Below are 18,264 nucleotides of genomic sequence, written 5' to 3'. Positions count from 1 at the left end.
TGCCCGGTACGCCCGAAAACCGCCAAGGGACTCCTGCTAGCCGAGATCCTCGGCGAGCATGAGCCATTCCTCTTCGACCTCGGCGGCCTCGGTCTGGATCTCCTTGAGGCGGGCGTCCAGTTCCTGGAGCTTGGCGTAGTCGGTGGCGTGCGCGGCCAGCTGCTCGTGGAGGGCGGCCTGCTGCCCGGCCAGCTTCTCCAGGCGGCGTTCGAGGCGGTCGAGCTCCTTGCGGGCCTTCCAGTCCTGGCCGCCGGCCTTGGGCTTGGGGGGCGGCGGGGCGGGCTCGTCGCGGACGGCGCCGGGCTTGGGGGCGGTTCCGGCGGCGCGGCGTTCGAGGTACTCGTCGACGCCGCCGGGGAGCAGCGACACGCGGCCGTCGCCGAGCAGCGCGACGACGTGGTCGGTGATGCGCTCCAGGAAGTACCGGTCGTGGCTGACGACGACGAGGGTGCCGGGCCAGCCGTCCAGCAGGTCCTCGACCTCGGTGAGGGTCTCGATGTCGAGGTCGTTGGTGGGCTCGTCCAGGAGGAGGACGTTGGGTTCGGCCATGAGGAGGCGGAGCAGCTGCAGGCGGCGGCGCTCGCCGCCGGACAGGTCGCCGACGGGCGTCCACTGCCGGTCGCCCGCGAAGCCGAGGCGTTCGAGGAGCTGGCTCGCCGTCCACTCGCGCTTGCCCACGGTGATGCGGCGGCGGATCTCCTCCACCGACTCCAGGACGCGCCGGGCGGGGTCGAGCTCCTCCAGGTTCTGCGACAGGTGCGCGAGCTGGACGGTCTTGCCCTGCACCACTGTTCCGGACACCGGCCGGACGGAGCCGTCCAGGAGGCGCAGCAGCGTGCTCTTGCCGCTGCCGTTGACGCCGACGAGGCCGACACGGTCGCCCGGGCCGAGCCGCCACGTCATGCGCCGGAACAGGTCGCGGTCGCCGAGGCGGACGTCGACGTCCTCGATGTCGTAGACGGTCTTGCCGAGCCGCGCCGTCGCGAACCGGGTCAGCTCCACCGAGTCGCGCGCCGGCGGCTCGTCGGCGATGAGGGCCTGCGCGGCGTCCACCCGGAACTTGGGCTTGGACGTGCGGGCCTGCGGGCCGCGGCGCAGCCACGCCAGCTCCTTGCGGAGCAGGTTCTGCCGCTTGGCCTCGGTGGCGGCGGCGATGCGGGACCGTTCGGCCTTGGCGAGGACATAGGCGGAGTAGCCGCCCTCGTAGCGTTCGACGCGGCCGTCGACGACCTCCCACGTGCGGTCGGTGACCTCGTCCAGGAACCAGCGGTCGTGGGTGACGACGAGCAGCGCGACCTTGCGGCCCTTCAGGTGCCGGGCCAGCCAGTCGATCGCCTCGATGTCGAGGTGGTTGGTGGGCTCGTCCAGCAGGAGCAGGTCGGACTCGGGGACGAGGAGCCGGGCCAGCGCGACGCGGCGGCGCTCCCCGCCGGACATCCCCGCCAGCGGCGCGTCCAGGTCGAGGTCGGCGAGCAGGCCGCCGAGGATGTCGCGGGCGCGGACGTCGCCGGCCCACTCGTGCTCGGCGCGGTCGCCCAGCACTACGGACCGGACGGTCGCGGACTCCGGGAACGCGTCCCGCTGGGTCAGGTAGCCGAGCCGGAGACCGCGCGCGTGGGTGACGCGGCCGTCGTCGGGTTCGGTCTCCCGCGCGAGGACGGACACGAGGGTGCTCTTGCCGCCGCCGTTGCGGCCGACGACGCCGACGCGGTCGCCCTCGTCCAGGCCGAGGGACACGGCGTCGAGCAGTGGCTTGGGCCCGTAGGCCTTGGCGACGTTCTCAAGATTGATCAGATTCACGGCGCCTTCAAGCGTATTGCCCTCCGCGCACCGCTCGCACGGCGCGCCCCGCCCGGACGATCAGTTCGGGGGCGGCGGGCTCGAAGGACCGGGCTGCTCCGGCTGCCCGTACTGGCCCGGCTCCCCAGGCTGCCCGTACTGGCCCTGATCCCCCGGCTGGCCGTACTGACCGGGCTGACCGGGCTGGCCGTATTGCCCCGGCTGGCCGTACTGACCAGGTTGGCCGTACTGGCCCGGCTGGCCGTACTGGCCCGGCTGGCCGTACTGGCCGGGGTGCTGCTGGGGCGGGTACGAGGCGCCGGGCGGCCCGTAGGCCGCGCCCCTGCGGGACCTCGACGAGCTGGTGGCGATCACCACTAGGACCACCACGACGGCGGCAAAGAACAGGAGCAGGAGCAGGACCAGGAAGGGGGACAGCATGCCAAGCCGAGCCATTTCGCTGAGTTCCGACAATCGGGGGAGGCGAACCTGTCGATCAGGGCGACCAAGGTCCCGGCCGCGCGGCGAGCCTACTGCCCGCCCGGCTCCCTCGGCACCACGGAGCCGGGGGCCGCGGGCTCCGGCGCGGCGTCGTCCGAGGCCGCGGGGCCCGGCACCGCGGAATCCGGAAACGCGGACCCGGTTCCGGCGGCCGCCGCCACCACCTTGTCGGGGGCGTTGCGGCGCAGGTGCCGGTCGCGGCGCACCGCCAGCAGGACGAGCGTCCCCATCATGGCGATCGCCACCAGGCCCAGCATCGCGGACAGATACGTCATCGTTCCACCTCGCCGGTCGGGTCTACCGAAGGAACCGGTGTCACCGTTAGAGGACGCGCTCCGCTACCCCGAGGTTCGCTTGTGTGACGATGGCAGCTACCGGGACATGGCAGGCACACCGTTCCGTCAGAGGACTGTGGCCCCGGGGACGGGTCCGTGGGCCCGGACGATCTGCTTGGCGACGCCGGCGGTCTCCAGCGCGTCCGCCAGGGCGGCGGCGTCCTCGCGGGTCTCGGCGAGGAACGCGCAGGTGGGGCCGGAGCCGGAGACGAGCGCTCCGATCGCGCCGAGTTCCCGGCCGGTGTCGAGCGTGCGGCGCAGCGACGGGCGCAGCGACAGGGCGGCGGGCTCCAGGTCGTTGGAGAGCGCGGCGCCGAGGGCCTTGGCGTCCCCGGTGGCGAGCGCGGTCATCAGCGCCTCGGACACGGTCGGCCAGGCGGCCGCCTCCCCCGCCGCCAGGCGGAGCCGGTCGCATTCACCGTAGACGGCGGGCGTGGACAGGCCGCCGTCGGCGGTGGCGAACACCCAGTGGAACGTCCCGCGGGTGAGGGCGGGGGTGAGCCGCTCGCCGCGCCCGAGGCCGACGGCCGTGCCGCCGAGGACGGCGAACGGCACGTCGCTGCCGAGGTCCCCGCCGAGCTCCATCAGGTCGTCGCGGGTGAGGGCGGGCTGCTCCCGGTCGTCCCAGAGCCGGGCGCACGCGACGAGCGCGGCGGCGGCGTCGGCGCTGCCGCCCGCCATGCCGCCCGCGACCGGGATCGCCTTGCGGATCGAGAGCCGGACGCCGCCCTCGACGCCGAGGCGCGCGGCGACGAGCCGGGCCGCCCTGGCGGCGAGGTTGTCCTCACCGGTGGGGACGCCGTCGACCGCGACGCTCGCGTGCGGGGCCGCCTCGACCTCCACCGCCAGCCGCTCGGCCGGCTCGGCCGTCACCTCGTCGAACAGGGACACGGCGTGGAACACGTTGACGAGGTCGTGGTAGCCGTCGTCGCGGACCGGACCGACGCCGAGCTGGAGGTTCACCTTGGCGGGGACCCGCACCGTCACTGCGCTCACTCGCGAAACCCTACGGGACCCTCAGCCGCCACTGGTGACGGGGAGGTTGCGGGGGTTGAAGTAGGGCGTGGTGGCGAGTTCGCGGAGCGCCGAGGTCGCGTGCAGGTCGCCGGTCACCGAGTAGGCGCGGCGCTTGTCGCGGGCGTTCTTCGCCTGCTCGTCGGAGTTGAAGTACACGACGGCCTTGACCTGCGGATCCTGGAGGGTCTTGGCGGCCTCGCGGAGCCATTCGGCGCGGCGCGGGCCGTAGGACTTCGGCACCCCGAACTCGGCGATCATGATGGGCTTGTGCCGCCCGCGGGCCCACTCGGTGAACAGCTTCAGCGCCTCCGACAGGTCGCGGTAGTCGTAGTCGGCACCGGGCTGCGCGTCGGCGCAGATCCAGTCGACCTGGTCGTCGCCGGGGTAGTACGAGCCCGCGTTCGCGCCGCTGAAGCCGCGGGCGGTCGGGCACCACACCCAGGCGACGTTGTCGACCCGCTCCCGCTTGAAGATCTCCCGCACGTGCTTCCAGGCGGCGGTGAAGTCGGCCGCCGAGTGCACGCTCCTCTGGTTGGTGGACTTGTCCATGTCCCGCGACCAGCGCAGGAACACCGGCTTGCCGAGGGCCTTGACGGCGCGGGCGCGCTTGGCGATCAGCTCGTCGTGCTCGCCCTGGACGATCTCGCGGGTGTCGGCGCCGTCCCAGGTCAGCAGCAGGTAGCGGTTCCCCTCCGCGACGGACTCCTCCAGCGCGCCCGGGAAGTCGCTCTTCCAGCCGCGGTAGCTCTGCACGATGTCGAGCCGGCGGCCGAGGCGCTGCTCGAAGCCGACGATGGGCGCCATGCCGGGCTTGCCGGCGTCCTTCCCGGACGGCGTCTCCGACGCGGAGCCCGACGGCGAGCCGGACGGCGAACCCGACGAGGGGTCCGAGGACGGGTCGGAAGGGGAGCCGGACGGGGATGCGGAGGCCGACGGACGGCCCGCGTGCTCCGGCGGCACCCACGCCCCGAAGTAGGCGCCCTGCGCCGGCGGGACCGGCGCCACGCCCGCCCGCGCCGTCGTCGTGATCTTGGGTGCCGCGCCGGCGCCGCCCCCGCAGCCCGCCGCGACCGTGGCGACCACGCCAGCGGTCGCGAGCAGCGCCGTCCCCACGATCGGCCATCCGGCTCGCGTCGCCCGCGAACGCGCCTTCACATCGACCTCCGGCTCATGCTGATGCGTCATCCCCCGCGGGGAGCCCTCGCCTCAGGGGTTCGAGGGTGATCACCCCGGCGAGAAGGACCATACTCGGCAATCCGGGCGAAGGCGGCCACGTCCAGCGCTTCGCCCCGGGCCCGCGGGTCCACGCCCGCGGCGCGCAGCGCCTCCTCGGCGGCGGTCGCCGACCCGGCCCAGCCCGCGAGCGCCGCGCGCAGCGTCTTGCGGCGCTGCGCGAACGCGGCGTCGACCACGGCGAACACCTCCTGCCGGGACGCCGTCGTCGGCGGCGGGTCGCGGCGGGTGAACGCCACGAGCCCGGAGTCGACGTTCGGCGCGGGCCAGAACACCGCGCGGCCCACGGGCCCGGCCCGGCGGGCCTCCCCGTACCAGGCGAGCTTCACCGAGGGCACCCCGTAGATCTTGGAGCCGGGCGCGGCGACCATCCGGTCGGCGACCTCGGCCTGCACCATCACCAGCGCGGACCGCAGCGACGGCAGGACGGCCAGCAGGTGCAGGACGACCGGGACGGCGACGTTGTAGGGCAGGTTCGCGACGAGCGCCGTCGGCGCCGGCCCCGGCACCTCAGCGATCTTCATCGCGTCGGCGCGCACCACCTCCAGCCGCCCGGCGAACTCCGGTTCGCGGGCCGCGGCGGTGGCGGGCAGCTCCGCGGCGAGCGCCGGGTCGATCTCCACGGCGACGACGCGCCGCGCCAGCGGCAGCAGCGCCAGCGTGAGCGACCCGAGCCCGGGGCCCACCTCGATGACGACGTCGTCAGGGCTCAGCTCGGCGGCCCGGACGATCCGCCGGACGGTGTTGGCGTCGATGACGAAGTTCTGCCCGAGCGTCTTCGTCGGCCTGATGCCGAGCCGCCCGGCCAGCTCCCGCACGTCCGCCGGCCCGAGCAGGCCACTGGTGTCCCCCATGCGCCAAGTCTCTCCTGTCGTCGCGCGGGCCCGTCCCCCAGGTCCCCGGTGGGCGCCGCTCAGGAGAACAGGAACTTCCCGCAGTTGGGCCACTGGCCCTGCCAGCGGCCGTTCACCCGCTTGTAGAGCAGCTGCGCCCGGTAGGTCTGCTCGGCGGCGCTCGCGTCCGACGGCTTGCCCGACCCGCCGACCGACGCCCAGGACGACAGGGAGAACTGGTAGAGGCCGTAGTACCCGGCCGGGTTCACGGCCTTGGGGTTGTTGTGGGACTCGCAGTTGGCGAGCCCGTGCCAGTTCAGCCGGGTCACCGAGCCGGTGTTGGCCGACTTCGGCCCCACCGCGACGATCCGCGCGACGGGCTTGCGCTTCACCTGCTTGGCGATGACGGTGATGACCCGGCGGCCCTTGCGCCGGGCGTAGGCCACCTTCACGACCGTGATGCCGGGACGGCCCTTGCGCAGCTCCTTCTCGCTCCACGGCGGGACGGACGAGCTCTTCTTGCGGACCGTCGGCGCCGGCGTCTTCACGACCTTGGTCACCGGGTCCGACAGCAGCCGCATGATCTTGATGACGTCCCCGGCGGGCCGGTCGGCGGCCGGCTTGACCAGGTCGTGCGGGCCGAGCGCGATCTTCGCCTGCTCCAGCACCTGCGCGACGGTCGTGCCGGTCGTCATCGTCTCGGTCTTCTTCGCGTCGACCACGATGACGACCTTGCGCGGCGCGGGGGCGCTGGTGCGCGGCGCGTCCGCGACGACGCCGTTCTTCGGGGCGGCCGATCCGCCGTCCCCGCCGCACGCCGAGGCCAGTAGCGCCGCCGCCAGCAGGACGGCGGCGGGGGCGAGTGCGCGGGGCGCGCGCGTCCGCGCGGCAAGGGGGGAAGGCACGGGGAGTTCCTCCAGGGAGCCGGGCTCGGGGGGCGCCCGTCCAACGGCCAGAGATTAGAGGTCCCCGCCCGTCTCCGCCACCGCAACGCCATCACTCGCCCCATTTGCCCGGTATGCGGGCTATTGGGGCCGCATACCGGGCGAAAGCGGGGCGGGGTTCACCAGGGCCCGAAGGCCCGCTCCCCGTTCGCGGCGATCGCGGTGCACAGCTCCGCCAGGTCCACGCCCTTGACCTCCGCCATGGCGCGGACGGTGTGCGGGATCAGGTACGAGGCGTTCGGCTTCCCGCGGTGCGGGATCGGCGTCAGGAACGGCGCGTCGGTCTCCACGAGCAGCAGGTCGAGCGGCGCCGCGCGCAGCGCCTCCCGCAGCGGCTCGGCGTTCTTGAACGTGACGTTCCCGGCGAAGCTCATCAGGTAGCCGCGGTCGGCGCAGACCCGCGCCATGGCGGCGTCGCCGGAGTAGCAGTGGAAGACCACCGTCGCGGGCGGGCCCTCCTCCTCCAGGATCGCCAGCACGTCGTCGTGGGCCTCGCGGTCGTGGATGACGAGCGCCTTGCCGGTGCGCTTGGCGATGTCGATGTGGGCGCGGAAGGAGCGGTGCTGGTCGTCCTTCGGCGCCCAGTCGCGGTAGTAGTCCAGGCCCGTCTCGCCGATCGCGCGGACCTTCGGGTGCGCGGCCAGCAGGGCGACGTCGGCCAGGACGGCGTCGCTGATGCCCGTCGTCTCGTTCGGGTGGATCGCGACCGCCGCGTACACGTCGTCGAACTCGCCCGCGGCCTCCACCGCGAACCGGGAGGACGGCAGGTCGCAGCCGATCGTGACGATCCGCGCGATGCCCGCCGCCCGCGCCGACCTCAGCTGCTCGTCCACCGGCGTCTCGACGATGTCCAGATGGCAGTGGCTGTCGAAGACGTCGACGGGCAGGCGCTCCGGCAGCGGCGGGTAGGACCGTGCGGCCTGCCCGTCCCCGTCTCGGGTCACGCCTGCTCCAGCCTGGCGAGCTCCTCGTCCACGACCGACGCGTCCAGCTTCTTGAACAGCGGCGTCGGCTTGGCCAGCGGGACGCCCGGCTTGATCGGCACGGACTCCCAGCGCGCCTCGGTCGCGTAGTCGCCGGTGAGGACGCGGTAGTCGGGGCCGCCCTCCTCCGACACCGTCTCCAGCTCCGGCATGCCGCTCCACACGCCTTCGCCGCCGAGCATCTCGTAGACCTTCTGCGAGGAGTTCGGCAGGAACGGCGTCAGCAGCGTCTTGGCGTCGTCGACGACCTGCAGCGCCGTGTGCAGGATCGACTTGACGCGCTCGGGGTCGTCCTTCAGCTTCCAGGGCGCCTGGTCCGACAGGTACTTGTTGGCGTCGCGGACGACGTCCAGCGCCTCGGTGATCGAGTTCTTGAACCGCGAGCGCTCCAGCTCGGCGCCCACCGCCCCGAACGCGTTCCGGCTGCGCTCCAGCAGCGCCCGGTCGGCGTCGGTGAGGTCGCCCGCCTCGGGGACCGCGCCGAAGTTCTTCGCCGCCATGTTCACCGAGCGGTTCACGAGGTTGCCCCACGCGGCCACCAGCTCGTCGTTGTTGCGGCGGACGAACTCCGACCACGTGAAGTCGGTGTCCTGGTTCTCGGGGCCCGCGACCGCGACGTAGTAGCGCAGCGCGTCGACGTCGTAGCGCTCCAGGAAGTCCTTCACGTAGATGACGACCTGGCGGGACGAGGAGAACTTGCGGCCCTCCATCGTCAGGAACTCCGACGACACGACCTCGGTCGGGAGGTTCAGCGCGCCCAGCGAGCCGGGCTTGCCGCCCCGGTCGCCCTGGCCGCTGTAGCCGAGCAGCATCGCCGGCCAGATCTCGGCGTGGAAGACGATGTTGTCCTTGCCCATGAAGTAGTAGGACAGGGCCTCCGGGTCCTGCCACCAGGCGCGCCACGCCTCGGGGTCGCCGGAGCGCCGCGCCCACTCCACCGACGCGGAGAAGTAGCCGACGACCGCGTCGAACCACACGTACAGCTTCTTGGCCGGGTTGTCGCGCCAGCCGTCCAGCGGGATCGGCACGCCCCAGTCGAGGTCGCGGCTGATCGCCCGCGGCTGCATGTCGTCCAGCAGGTTCAGCGCGAACTTCAGCACGTTCGGCCGCCACTGGCCCTGCTTGCCGCGCAGGTACCGGCCGAGGACCTCGGTGAACGCGGGCAGGTCGAGCATGAAGTGCTCGGTCTCGGTGAACTTCGGCGTCTCGCCGTTGATCCGCGACACCGGGTTGATCAGATCGATCGGGTCGAGCTGGTTGCCGCAGTTGTCGCACTGGTCGCCGCGCGCCCCGTCGTACCCGCAGATGGGGCAGGTGCCCTCGATGTAGCGGTCCGGGAGCGTCCGGCCGGTGGACGGGGAGATCGCGCCCATCGTCTTGGTCGGGAAGATGTAGCCGTTGTCGTACAGGCCCTTGAAGACCTCCTGGACGACCGCGTAGTGGTTCAGCGTCGTCGTCCGGGTGAACAGGTCGTACGACATGCCGAGGCCGTGCAGGTCCTCGGCGATCACGGAGCTGTAGCGGTCGGCCAGCTCGCGGGCCGTCACGCCCTCCTTGTCGGCCTGCACCTGGATCGGCGTGCCGTGCTCGTCGGTGCCGCTGACCATCAGGACCTTGCTGCCCGCCATCCGCTGGTAGCGGCTGAACATGTCGGCGGGCAGCGCGAAACCGGAGACGTGCCCGATGTGACGGGGCCCGTTGGCGTACGGCCATGCGGGCGCGGTCAAGATATGACGGCTTGACGAGGACATGGAATCAAGGGTAGTCGCGTCGCGGGGGCCACGGCACGCGAGTAACCTGGTCCGGCGTCGCGGGGCGGCGCGGGGGCGGCGCAGGGGCGCCGCGCGGGCGCGGCCATCGGTGCCGCGGGCCGGCCGCCGGCGGCACGGATCGGCCACCACCAGCACGGACCAGCGGAGGCGGGAACCCAGGCATGGCCCAGACGACGTCCGACGAGCCGCTCGCCCGGGAAGCCGCCGACGCGGGGCCGGACGCGCCGTCCGCGCGAACGGGCCTGGTGGGCCGGGTCCGGCGGACCCGGCGGGTCGTGTGGCTGTCGCTGCTGGTCGCGGCGTCCGCGGTGCTCGCCCAGTGGGTGGTCATGACGCCGCCGCTGTACTTCGACCCCTACTACGTGTGGCTCGCCGCCCGCGACTGGCCCCACATCCCGCTCACCCAGTGGCCGTTCGACGAGGTGCCGCACCAGGTCACCCGGATCGGGCTGGTGCTGCCGGCGCGGCTCGCCCAGGAGGTCCTCGGGGACGGCCAGGCCGCCTACTTCACCGTCGCGGCCGTCGGCGGCGCCGCCTTCTTCGTCGGGACGTACCTGGTCGTCCGTTCCCTGTTCGGGGACGTGGCGGGCCTGGTGTCCGCGGCGGTCATGCTGGTCCACCCGTTCTTCACCATGACCAACCCGTTCGGCCACGAGATCACCTGGTCGACCGGCGTCATGCTGCCGGACATGCCGGGCGCCGGGCTGTTCACGATCGGGATGGCGGGGCTCGTCGTCGCGAGCCGCAGGACCGGCCGGGCGCAGACGCGGATGCTGCTGGCCGCCGGGGTGCTCCTCGGCGCGTCGTTCCTCGTCCGGGAGTTCCTGGCCTTCCTCTTCCTCGCCATCCCCGCCTACCTGGCGCTGCTGCGCATCCCGTGGCGCCGCAACGTCACGGTCGGCGCGCCGATGCTGGCGATCCTGCTGCTCAACTTCGTCCACAACCAGCTCGTCTGGGGCAGCCCGATGGCCGGGCTCATGTCGGCCGCCGAGCACGGCGGCCAGTCCCGCGACTACGTCACCCGCTCGCTCGCCGCGCGGTCGTTCCTGCGTGCGATGCACGAGTGGAACCCCCTCGGCCTCGTCTTCACCGCCGCGCTGGCCCTCACCATCGTCGGCTGGGCCCTCACCCGTGACCGGCGGCTTGCGCTGGTCCTGGTGTGGTTCTTCACGCTCGCGGTGCCGCTGACGCTGTTCTCCGGCGTCCTCGACCCGAACGACATCTCGCTGCGCGCCTGGCTCCAGCGGTACTGGTTCGCGGTGCTGCCCGCGCTGCTCGCCGGCGGGTCCGGCTCGCTGATCCTGATGTTCCGGATGCTGCCGCCCGGCCTGGTGTCGCGGCTGCGGCTCCGGACCGTCGTGGCTCCCGTCCTGGCGGTCGCGCTGGGCGCGACGTACGCGGTGGCGGCCGTGCGCGCCGTCCCGGAGCTGCCGCGCGACAAGGCGTGGAACGAGCTGCGCGGCTACCTCGGCGACCACCGCGACATCACGCTGATCTGCGCCGACCGGCGGCTCGCGCAGACCCTCACGTTCTACACGCGCGACATGTGGGGCCGCCCCGTCTGGCGCGGCGAGATCCGCGACTTCCCGCACTACCTGCCGGTCCCGCGCAACGCGACGGAGGGCCCGATGCTCTACACGCGCTGGCGCGGCATGGAGTCGCAGATCGGCGGCGGCTGGCGACCGGAGCCGTCCCAGGGCTGGACGCTCATGTGGCGCTCGTCGGACGGAGTACTCCAACTCTGGAACCCCCCCGCCGCGAGCCGCTCCGGGAACTAACGGGTCCAGGCGACCCAGTCGCCCTCGGCGGTTCGGCGGCTGGCGACGACGTGCCAGCCGGGCGGGGCGCCCTTCGGCCACGACGCGGTGGGCGGCGTGTCCTTCGGCCAGGCCAGCACGACCATGTCGGCGTCCTGCGGCGGTGCCGTCCACCGGGCGTCGAAGACGCTGCCGTCGCTCCACCAGGCCCAGTAGTACTGGGAGAGCCGGATCGTCCACCAGATGTTCCAGTCGACGGCGATGGACCGCTGCTTCGTCAGGTCGACGCTGCCCCGCAGGTCGGTGTGGGCGGTCTCGGCGCGCACCAGCGGCTGCGCGATCCGCTCGGTGGCGGTGGTGCACATGGCAAGGGCGACGGCGGCCAGCAGGCCCGCCAGCAGCAGCGGGCCGGTCGACCGGCGCGGCCGGACCAGGACGGCCGCCACCGACAGCGCGAGCAGCAGGAGGCCCGCCAGCGTGGCGTGCCAGAGGTGGAACGCCTTCCAGTCCCAGGTCAGGAACGCCGTCTCCGGGAAGTCGTAGGCCGTGTAGGTGTACCGGGTGAGCAGGTCGCCCGCGTACCACTGGACGACGCAAGCGGCGACGACCGTCAGGGCGGCCGCGGCGCCGGCCGTCCACAGCAGCGTCCGCCGCGAGGCGCGCATCAGTACCGCGACGCCCACCGCGAACAGCACCGGCGTGACACTGGCCAGGTAGCGGCCGTACACGTAGTTGCCGATGCGGTACTCGACCGGCAGGGCCGCCGACGTCGCGAACGCGATGCCCGCCACGATCGCGAGGAGCGCGAGCGCCAGCGCCCGCGTCGGCCCCGGGGTGGTGCGGCGGACCGCGAGGAACGCGACCGTGACGAGGCCGAGCGCCGCCACGCCGCCGGTCGCGACGGCCTGGTACCAGACCTGGCCGGTGCCGAGCGAGAGCATCCAGCCCCACCCGTCCAGGGTGGTGACGCGCTTCACGACGTTGCCGCCGAGGTCGTTGTCGCCCTGCGGGTACATGTGCGGCAGCAGCGACCGGTTCAGCAGCATGCCGGCGGCCGTCGCGGCGCCGAGGACGAGCACGGACGCGGACACGGACCGCCAGGCCCGCCACCGCAGCACCAGGGCGGCCCCGAGCAGCGCGGCGTGCACGAGCAGCAGGATCGCGCCGCGGGTGTGGCAGGCGTAGGCGTAGGCGACCAGCAGCGAGGCGCCCGTGCCGGTCGGGGTCGGCCGGACCGGCGAGCGGCCCCCGACCGCGGGCGGGGCGGTCAGCCAGGTGTGCGTCAGCAGCAGCCAGCCGGCCACGAGCACCGGCAGGATCGCGTCCGTCAGCACGAACCCGGAGTAGAAGAGCACGCACGGCAGCAGCGCCGTGACGTGCGCGAAGACGTACGACCAGCGCCGCCGCACCGCCAGCCGGCGCAGCAGCAGGTAGGCCAGCGGCAGCATCGCCGCGCTGACCAGCGCGTTGATCACCAGGGCGGCCCGGTACACCCCGACGGGGCCCGCGCCGATCCAGAAGGCGGGCGTGAGCAGCAGCGGATAGCCGCCGCGGTACACCGTCCCGAACGACATGTCGGCGTCGGGGCCGCCGGTGAGGACGCGGGCGGCGAACAGGTAGCCCGACTCGTCCGGCGTCGCGACCGGCATCGTCTGCCCCGACGCGAGCCAGAGGCGCACGGCGACCTGCGCGGCCCAGCCGAGCACGAACAGCCAGGCCCAGCGGCGGCGGTCCGCGCGCGGGGCGGCGACCGGGTCCGCCGGCGGCCGCGCGACGGCGGCCGGCGCGGGCGTCGGCGCGGCGTCGTCCGTCGGCGCGGCGTCGTCCGGCGGCGCGGCGTCGTCCGGCGGCGTGCGCGTGCTCACCGGCGCACGGCCCGCCTGGCGCGGACGGTCGGGCAAGGGAGATCCATCGACGGTCAAGCCTGTCATAGTGCGGGCGGGGCGCCGGTCCCAGGCCCGGAGACGCTCAGCAAGCTCTCAGCCTCCGGCACGGTCGGCCCCCGCGGTTTCTCGGATGGTGACGAAGACCGGCTCCGCCGGGGACGCGTGCCGCGCGGGCCGCGAGCGCGGGCGCCCGTCAGCGCGCGGACGCGCCGTCCTCGTCGCCGTCCTCGTCGCCGGCTCCGGCCGTCGCGCCCGCCTTCGCGGCGGGGACCTTCTCCGGCTCCGCGCCCTTCTCGGCGCGCTCCGCCTTCTCGGCCTCGCTCTCGGCGACCTTCCGCACGGCCGCGTCGACGACGCCCGCGGCCTCCTCGGCCGGGTCGGTGAGCGGCGGGTGCTGGCGGCGGCGGATGCCGAGGATGCTGACGAACAGCGAGGCGAAGATGGCCTGGAAGCTCATCACGAGCGCGGTCGCTGCGGGGACGACGATGCGCAGCGAGTGCCGCGGGTCGAGCTCGCCGAAGCTGTTCACCCGCCAGTGCAGCAGGGAGGCGACGAGGCCGGCGAGGCCGGCGGCGGCGAGCAGCCCGCCGAGCAGCAGGCCGCGCTCCAGGCTCCACCAGTCGATGACGCGCTGCACCCGGCGGTCGTGCGGGAGGAAGCCCTCCTGCATCGCATAGACCTTCGTCAGCAGCGCGAACAGCACCGCCTGGAAGCCGATCACCAGCGCGGCGGACGCGCCGACCAGCGTGTCGACGTCGAAGGCGATCTCTCCGACGGTCACCGGACCGGTCGAGAGCGCGATCCCGGCGATCAGGCCGAGCGTCATGAAGACGAGGCCGGGGATGAGGAACAGCCAGCGGGGGCTGTAGAGCATGAGGAAGCGCAGATGGCGCCAGCCGTCGCGCCAGGTGTTGAGGTGCGGGGCGCGGGTCCGCCCGTCCGGCGACAGCGTGGTCGGCACCTCGCGGATGTCGTAGCCCTGGAGGGTCGCCTTGACGACCATCTCGCTGGCGAACTCCATGCCGCCGGTCTGGAGGCCGAGCCGCAGGATCGCGTCCTTGTCGAAGGCGCGCAGGCCGCAGTGGAAGTCGCCGATCTTGCTACCGAAGAACAGCCGGCCGACGAAGCTGAGCACGGGGTTGCCGAGGTAGCGGTGCAGCGGCGGCATGGCGCCGTCGGCGATGCCCCCCTTGAACCGGTTGCCCATGACGAGGTCGGCGCCGTCGCGCAGCTCGTCGAGGAACGGGCCGAGGGTGGCGAAGTCGTAGGAGTCGTCGGCGTCGCCCATCGCGACGTACTTGCCGCGCGCGGCCCGGATCCCGCCCATGAGGGCGTTGCCGTAACCCTTGTCGATCACCGGCACGACGCGCGCGCCCGCGTCCCGCGCGAGCTGCTGGCTGCCGTCCGTGCTGCCGTTGTCGGCGATGACCACCTCGCCGTCGATGCCCTTGTCCTCGAAGAAGGCGATCGTCTTGCGGACGCAGGTCTCGACCGTCTCGGCCTCGTTCAGACATGGCATCACTACGGAGAGTTCCACGCGATCTCCTTCGTTACCCCTGGTGGCGTCGTTACTCTTGGTGACCCTGTTACACCTGCTGACCGTCTGCGGCGTTTTCCACTAATCTCTGTTGTTCCGCGTGTGGTTCCTCGGGACGGCCCGTCAGCGTTCAATGATGCCCGCCGAGGGCGGGGCTTGAGGGCCGCTCTCGTCAAGAGCACCCGTATCGTGTTGCCCACTTGCAACCGGAAAACCCTATCCGGCGCGATCGCGGGCGGCATGTTAGGACGTCAAGCATACGGGCACGGCGGCCCGGAAAGGGTTGGGCGGCTGTGACGCGCTCCGCAGGACGCAGTGCCGTGGACGAACGTAGTGCCGGGGACGGACTCAGTGCCACCGGACCGGGGGCCGGACATCGAAGGGAAGGTGCGGCAGTGGCGGGGGAAACGCCGCGGGGCACCGCGCTCGACGGGTCGGCGCAGGGCGGAACGGCCCTGGCCACGGCGGCCGCGTCCGCCGCGACGACGGACGTCCCGGGCGACACGCCCGGGGGGCCGAAGACCATCCCGGATTCGGCCAAATCTCCTCCAGGCTCCGGCAAGGCCGCGCTCGGTTCCGCGTCGGCGGCACTGGAGCCCGGCATATCCCGCGCCACGGTCGCCGATTCCGGCACCGCCATTGAGGACGGCCCGGAAACGGACACAAAGGTACGTCCGGAATCGGGGGACGCGCCGGAGGAGCCGACCGATACGACCGCGGAGCCCGGCCGCGGGCGCGCCCGCGGCCTGTGGACGCTGGCGCGCCGGAATCCGACGTTCAGTGTGATCATTGCCATAGCGGCGCTGCTCCGCCTGGTAACGATGCTCGGCTACCAGCCGGTGATGTTCTTCAACGACAGCTTCGACTACCTGAACGTCGCGATGGACCCGTATCCGCACCCGCTGCGGCCCGACGGGTACTCGTTCCTGCTGCTCGCCCTGAAGCCTTTCCACAGCTTCGCGCTGGTCGCCGGGATCCAGCACCTCATGGGCCTGGCGATGGGCGTGATGATCTACGCGCTGCTGCGGCGCCGGTTCCGGCTGCCCGGCTGGGGCGCCGCGCTCGCGTCCGCGCCGGTCCTGCTGGACGCCTACCAGCTCCAGCTCGAGCACCTGGTGCTCTCGGACACGACGTTCACGTTCCTGGTGATGTGCGCGGTCACGCTGCTGCTCTGGCGGGACCGCCCGACCTGGAAGATCGCCGCGGCGGTCGGGCTCATCGTCGGGATGGCCTGGCTCACCCGCTCGGTCGGCATGCCGGTGCTCCTCGGCGTGCTGGTGTACATGCTGATCCGGCGCTGCGGCTGGCGGCTCATGGCCGCGACGCTGGTCGCCTGCCTGCTGCCGGTGCTCGGCTACATGGGCTGGTACAAGGCCGAGAGCGACAAGTTCGCGATCACCGAGAGCAACGGGATCTTCCTGTACGCCCGGGTCTACAAGTTCGCCGACTGCCACCGGATGAAGGACCTGCCGGTCAGCGAGTACCCGCTGTGCACCGAGCCCGGGAACCGGCTGCCCAACTCGCAGGACGGCATCTGGAACGCCCGCTCCCCGCTCAACCGCTACACGGGCACGCGGTTCAGCCCCGAGAACAACAAGCTCGGCAACGACTTCGCCAAGCGCGCCATCACCGCCCAGCCGCTCGACTACGCGCGGGTCGTCGCGCACGACTTCTTCCGGGTCTTCCAGTGGAAGCGCACGGTGTTCCCCGACCCGGCGACGTACTCGCAGTACGAGTTCGAGAAGAAGAGCAGGCCGCTGCCCGACTGGCACATGCCCGGCGGCGGGACGGCGGCGCAGGACGCGCGCGGCTACGAGCACGGCAACGCCCGCACGCAGGTCGCCGAGCCGTTCGCCGGCGTCGCCCGCGGCTACCAGGACGTCTTCTACCTGCGCGGGACGATGGTCGGCGGCATCCTGCTCATCGGCCTGGCCGGGCTGGTCCCGCTGTGGCGCCGGTTCGGCGGCGAGGCGCTGCTGCCGTGGACGCTCGCCACCGGGCTGCTGCTCGCGCCCGCGGCCACCGCCGAGTTCGACTACCGGTACGTGCTGCCCGCCGTCCCGCTGGCGGCGCTCGCCGCGGGGCTGGCGTTCCGGCCCGAGGCCCGCGAGACGGTGACCGGGTGGACGCGCCGCCTCGCCCGGCGCGCGAAGAGCGAGTCGGCGCCGTCCGCCGAGCCCGCGCAGCCCACCGAGCCGGCGGTGCCCGACTCACCCCGGGCCACCGAGGTCACGGCCTGAACGGCAGAGCCGCCGCCTGACGGCGGATCCACCGCCTGAGGGCGGAAATCACGACCTGACGGCGGACACACGGCGGGCAGGGGCGGTGCCGGGCGGCTACCAGGCGTGCATCCGGCGGAGGTGGAAGACCATCGCCACGTCGCTGACGCTGCGGGCCATCGGCGGGTCCTCCCGCCTGCCGTGCGTCGCGGACAGCGCCTTGACGTTCTCGCTGCCGCAGGTCGGGCAGCACCGGTTGACCCAGGGCGTCGTGCAGGGCTGGCCGTGGCGCTCGTAGACGACGGCCTCGTTGCCGTGCCCGTCGCCGGAGTGCCGGACCCGGAACTCCTCGTCCCAGGACCCCGCACAGCTCAGGCACTCGAAGCCCCAAACCTCGTGGTTCGTCCATGCCTCGTGCACGGCACTCACCCCCTCGCAGACCGTTCCGTACGCATCTGACCGCGGCGCCTCTGGTCTGCTTCCCTCGGATGCCCCGGCCGGAGGCCACCGGCTCAGTTATGCCCGCGAGGACCCCGTTTGCATCGCTCTGGGGGCGGTGACTATTTCCTTGCCTTGACGACGGCGTCGTAGACGAGGCGCTTCTGCGCGCCGTTCTCCCGGGCGACCTCGGCGATGGCCTGCTTGCGGGGCGTCCCGGCCGCCTCGCGCGCGGCGACCGCCGCCGCCAGCTCCGCGGGGTCCGACAGCCCGCGCGGCTCGGGAGCGCCCCCGACCACCAGGGTGATCTCGCCGAGGACGCCGTCCTTCGCCCACGCGGCCAGCTCGCCGAGCGTCCCCCGCCGGACCTCCTCGTAGGTCTTGGTCAGCTCGCGGCAGACCGCGGCGGGACGGTCCGCGCCGAACGCCTCCGCCATCGCCGCGAGGGTCACCGGCAGCCGGCGCGGCGACTCGAAGAACACCATCGTGCGGGGCTCGCCCGCGAGCGCCTCCAGCCGCCGGGCCCGCTCGCCCGGCTTGCGCGGCGGGAACCCCTCGAAGCAGAACCGGTCGGAGGGCAGCCCCGACACCGCCAGCGCGGTCGTGACCGCGGACGGCCCGGGCAGCACCGTGACCGGAACGCCCTCGGCGACGGCGGCGCGGACGAGCCGGTACCCCGGGTCCGACACGCCCGGCATCCCGGCGTCGGTGATGACCAGGACGTCCCGTCCGGCGAGCAGGTCCTCGACGAGGCCCGCCGCCCGCTCCCGCTCGTTCAGGTCGTTGTAGGACACGACGCGCGCGGCGAGTTCGACGCCGAGGTCGCCCGCCAGCCGCCGCAGCCGCCGCGTGTCCTCCGCCGCGATGACCGGCGCCTCCGCGAGCGCGGCCCGCAGCCGGGCCGAGGCGTCCTCGGGCCTCCCGATCGGCGCCGCGGCGAGCCGCAGCGTCCCCGTCACGGCCCCTGTCACGGCCTCCATCGCGGCCTCCATCCCGGTCCGGTCACGGGGCCCATTGTCCCAGGGGGCGC

At 73.1% G+C, this 18,264-nt stretch carries 15 protein-coding genes; 2 read left to right on the top strand and 13 right to left on the bottom strand.

Annotated elements, in window-relative coordinates; genetic code table 11:
• Positions 1-36: 36 nt before the first annotated feature.
• From AB0C21_RS36525 to metG, 9 genes are all read right to left on the bottom strand, one after another.
• The gene (locus AB0C21_RS36525; protein ID WP_500210519.1) at positions 37-1,800 is read right to left on the bottom strand and encodes an ABC-F family ATP-binding cassette domain-containing protein; all 1,764 of its coding nucleotides are present in this window, start codon (positions 1,798-1,800) and stop codon (positions 37-39) included.
• Positions 1,801-1,860: 60 nt separating this feature from the next.
• On the bottom strand, positions 1,861-2,220 hold the full coding sequence (locus tag AB0C21_RS36520; RefSeq protein ID WP_500210518.1) for a collagen-like triple helix repeat-containing protein: 360 nt from the start codon (positions 2,218-2,220) through the stop codon (positions 1,861-1,863).
• An 89-nt stretch (positions 2,221-2,309) separates the two neighbouring features.
• Complete coding sequence (locus tag AB0C21_RS36515; protein WP_500210515.1) at positions 2,310-2,555, bottom strand: hypothetical protein; 246 nt, start codon at positions 2,553-2,555, stop codon at positions 2,310-2,312.
• Positions 2,556-2,681: 126 nt separating this feature from the next.
• Positions 2,682-3,611 (bottom strand): 4-(cytidine 5'-diphospho)-2-C-methyl-D-erythritol kinase, encoded by a 930-nt coding sequence (locus tag AB0C21_RS36510; RefSeq protein ID WP_500210514.1) that lies wholly within the window; start codon positions 3,609-3,611, stop codon positions 2,682-2,684.
• A gap of 21 nt (positions 3,612-3,632) precedes the next feature.
• A complete protein-coding gene (locus tag AB0C21_RS36505) occupies positions 3,633-4,817 on the bottom strand; it encodes a glycoside hydrolase family 26 protein (protein ID WP_500210512.1) in 1,185 nt (394 codons plus the stop codon).
• A complete protein-coding gene (gene rsmA / locus AB0C21_RS36500) occupies positions 4,814-5,719 on the bottom strand; it encodes a 16S rRNA (adenine(1518)-N(6)/adenine(1519)-N(6))-dimethyltransferase RsmA (RefSeq protein ID WP_500210511.1) in 906 nt (301 codons plus the stop codon). The genes AB0C21_RS36505 and rsmA overlap by 4 nt, the downstream gene beginning before the upstream one ends.
• Before the next feature lie 59 nt (positions 5,720-5,778).
• The gene (locus tag AB0C21_RS36495) at positions 5,779-6,603 is read right to left on the bottom strand and encodes a resuscitation-promoting factor (protein WP_500210508.1); all 825 of its coding nucleotides are present in this window, start codon (positions 6,601-6,603) and stop codon (positions 5,779-5,781) included.
• A gap of 158 nt (positions 6,604-6,761) precedes the next feature.
• A complete protein-coding gene (locus AB0C21_RS36490) occupies positions 6,762-7,586 on the bottom strand; it encodes a TatD family hydrolase (protein WP_500210507.1) in 825 nt (274 codons plus the stop codon).
• Positions 7,583-9,376: a methionine--tRNA ligase gene (gene metG, locus AB0C21_RS36485; RefSeq protein ID WP_500210506.1), complete on the bottom strand. Its 1,794-nt coding sequence runs from the start codon at positions 9,374-9,376 to the stop codon at positions 7,583-7,585. The genes AB0C21_RS36490 and metG overlap by 4 nt, the downstream gene beginning before the upstream one ends.
• A 182-nt stretch (positions 9,377-9,558) precedes the next feature.
• On the opposite strand from metG, the gene AB0C21_RS36480 reads away from it, so the two are divergent.
• Positions 9,559-11,175, top strand: coding sequence for an ArnT family glycosyltransferase (locus AB0C21_RS36480; RefSeq protein WP_500210504.1), 1,617 nt, complete (start codon positions 9,559-9,561; stop codon positions 11,173-11,175).
• Here the strand turns inward: AB0C21_RS36480 and AB0C21_RS36475 are convergent.
• Positions 11,172-13,055 carry a hypothetical protein gene (locus tag AB0C21_RS36475; RefSeq protein ID WP_500210503.1) on the bottom strand — a complete coding sequence of 628 codons (1,884 nt, stop codon included), beginning with the start codon at positions 13,053-13,055 and terminating at the stop codon, positions 11,172-11,174. The two genes, AB0C21_RS36480 and AB0C21_RS36475, sit on opposite strands and share 4 nt — an antisense overlap.
• Positions 13,056-13,233: 178 nt before the next feature.
• Positions 13,234-14,559, bottom strand: coding sequence for a glycosyltransferase family 2 protein (locus tag AB0C21_RS36470; RefSeq protein ID WP_500210501.1), 1,326 nt, complete (start codon positions 14,557-14,559; stop codon positions 13,234-13,236).
• 413 nt (positions 14,560-14,972) lie between these two features.
• Here AB0C21_RS36470 and AB0C21_RS36465 point away from each other — a divergent pair, with 413 nt between their 5' ends.
• A complete protein-coding gene (locus AB0C21_RS36465) occupies positions 14,973-16,817 on the top strand; it encodes a glycosyltransferase family protein (protein ID WP_500210500.1) in 1,845 nt (614 codons plus the stop codon).
• Between the two features lie 96 nt (positions 16,818-16,913).
• Here AB0C21_RS36465 and AB0C21_RS36460 read toward each other — a convergent pair whose 3' ends face one another.
• Both AB0C21_RS36460 and rsmI read right to left on the bottom strand, forming a co-directional pair.
• Positions 16,914-17,216 carry a hypothetical protein gene (locus AB0C21_RS36460; RefSeq protein ID WP_149260990.1) on the bottom strand — a complete coding sequence of 101 codons (303 nt, stop codon included), beginning with the start codon at positions 17,214-17,216 and terminating at the stop codon, positions 16,914-16,916.
• A 140-nt stretch (positions 17,217-17,356) separates the two neighbouring features.
• Complete coding sequence (gene rsmI / locus AB0C21_RS36455; RefSeq protein WP_500210498.1) at positions 17,357-18,214, bottom strand: 16S rRNA (cytidine(1402)-2'-O)-methyltransferase; 858 nt, start codon at positions 18,212-18,214, stop codon at positions 17,357-17,359.
• Positions 18,215-18,264 lie beyond the last annotated feature (50 nt).

It is taken from the genome of Spirillospora sp. NPDC049024 (assembly GCF_040649235.1).
Classification (GTDB): domain Bacteria; phylum Actinomycetota; class Actinomycetes; order Streptosporangiales; family Streptosporangiaceae; genus Spirillospora.
Note: the sequence above shows the minus strand (reverse complement) of the source record. Positions and strands in the feature narration are given on the sequence as shown.